The sequence below is a fragment of the Streptomyces sp. SM1 genome, from assembly GCF_002910825.1.
Taxonomy (GTDB): domain Bacteria; phylum Actinomycetota; class Actinomycetes; order Streptomycetales; family Streptomycetaceae; genus Streptomyces; species Streptomyces okerensis.
Genome location: NZ_NEUB01000461.1, coordinates 1 through 2,052, shown reverse-complemented (window position 1 = coordinate 2,052; position 2,052 = coordinate 1). Strand labels below are relative to the sequence as shown.

The 2,052-nt window shown below is 74.3% G+C and carries 2 protein-coding genes and 1 pseudogene; 2 read left to right on the top strand and 1 reads right to left on the bottom strand.

What is annotated here, in order from left to right:
• A pseudogene (locus B9S61_RS11580) lies at positions 1-198 on the top strand (hypothetical protein); the annotation flags it as partial.
• 342 nt (positions 199-540) lie between these two features.
• Positions 541-1,155 (top strand): TetR/AcrR family transcriptional regulator, encoded by a 615-nt coding sequence (locus tag B9S61_RS11575; RefSeq protein ID WP_103542183.1) that lies wholly within the window; start codon positions 541-543, stop codon positions 1,153-1,155.
• Positions 1,156-1,296: 141 nt separating this feature from the next.
• Here the strand turns inward: B9S61_RS11575 and B9S61_RS11570 are convergent.
• Positions 1,297-2,052, bottom strand: a 756-nt coding sequence (locus tag B9S61_RS11570; protein WP_258039630.1) for a hypothetical protein, incomplete at its 5' end; no start/stop codon positions are given.

Here is a 2,052-nt window from a genome sequence, read left to right as displayed (position 1 = left end):
GACGGCTTCGTCAACGGCGCGCGCCTGGTCGCCGCCCTCGGCGCGGTGGCCGCGCACCGTACCCGTGACGCCTTCGGCCGACTCGACGACGGCGGACCCGACCGGTACGCGGCCCAGTGGCTCGCCACCGCCGTCTACCTCGCCGGTACCGAGGCCGCACTGCGCCGGGCGAGTTGGTACGGGCAACCCGACGCCTAGGCTGACCCGGAGCTCGTACGCCGGTGCGGCGCCGCCGAGCCGTCCGGCCACGAGTCCCGGTCGGGGACGAGCTCCTCCCCGGCGCCCGCCTGCCGCGACGCCGCGCCCCACCCCGTGGAGCACCTCGTCGGTCACCGCGCCACCTACCGCCGCCCGCCTTCGACCGCGTCCTCGACGACGGGGCGACGTATCCCGCACCGGGGGCTACGTCGGCCGGGCCGCGAGGGACGGGGGGCGGGGATGCCGATCTTCATCGACACGCTGGCGTACCGATACGTTCGCGTACCGGTAGGCTGGCGTACCGGCAGATGTCGGACACATCAGGGACAAGGAGCAGAGCCGATGACGTCGCAGGACGTGGACCGACCCGCACCGGTCGGCACCGCGCGCCGCTCCAAGATCACGCCGGAGCGCGAGCGGGAGTTCTTCGACGCCGTGCTGGACCAGATCCGGGAATGCGGCTACGACGCCGTGAGCATGGAGGGCGTCGCCGCCAGCACGCGGTGCAGCAAGTCGACGCTCTACCGGCAGTGGCGGACCAAACCCCGGTTCGTCGCCGCGGCCCTGCGGTCCAGCCGGCAGGCGCGGATCGACCGTATCGACACCGGCACCCTCGCCGGGGACCTGCGGGAGGCGGCCCGGTGCGCGGCGGAGTGGTCGCCGAAGGACACCGCACTGCTCCAGGCGCTCGGACACGCGGTCACCCGGGACAGGGAACTGGCGCGGGCACTGCGCGAGGCACTGGTCGACCCGGAGCTCGCCGCGCTGGACCGGATCCTGCGGCGCGGGGTCGAACGCGGCGAGGCCGACGCGGAGAACCCGGCGCTGGAGTACGTCCCGGCACAGATCTTCGGCGTGCTGCGGGTCCGGCCCCTGCTGGAGGGGCGCAACGCCGACCCGGACTATCTGGTCCGCTTCGTGGAGGCCGCCGTACTGCCGGCACTCGGCCTCGATTGAGACTCGGGCCGCCGCTCCCGGCACGACCGGACGGCGGCCCGGCCGCGCCGCACCGTGGGGACGGGGGCGGCGCGCAGCCCGGCCGGGTGGGGCACCCTCCTGAGCGGAGGGGTGCTCCACCCGGTCGTGAGACACCGGGCGTCAGACGTCCTGCCCGTTGCCGCCGCCGGCCGACGCCACCTCGATGCCCTCGGTGATCTCGTCGAGGACGGCTTGCGTCTGGTCGGTGTCGACCCCGACGCGCACCACGACGATCTGCTTCGGCTGCGCGGGGGACGGGAACGCGAGGGACTGCACGAACCCGTCGGAGCCCTTGCTGGTGACCGCCTTCCAGCGCACCAGATAGCCCTTCTGGCCGGCCACGGTCACGGCCTTGGACGCGAGCACGTCGTGCGAGATGATCTTCCCGTACGCGTCCCCGCCGTAGCTCTCCTCGGCGTTGGCGGTGATGTCCGCCTTGGCGACCTCCTCGGCGGTGGAGCCGCGGCTGCCGAGCGCGAGGGCGGGCGCCGAGTAGGCGCCGCCCTTGGTGCAGCTCTTCTCGGTGTTGCCGGGGCAGTCGTACGAGTCCTCCGACGTCACCGAGGCGCCCACCTGGAGCTCCTGGCCGTACCAGCCGTCCAGGACGGGGAGACTGATGCCGCTCAGCGCGTCGGTCACCGACCCGCTCTCGACCCGCGGCGGCTCGGACGCGTCCGGCTCCGGCTCCTCGCCCCCGGAGCCGCCGTCCCGGCCCTCCGGTGCCCGCGAGGTCGCGGATCCCCTGTCCGGGCCGTCGTCCGCCAGCGCGTACACACCCACACCGATGCTCGCCAGTACGGCCACGGCCACGGCCACGGCTATCCCGTTCCGCACCTTGTGCCCCCGGCCGGGCGGCGGTGCCGCCGGATACGCCGG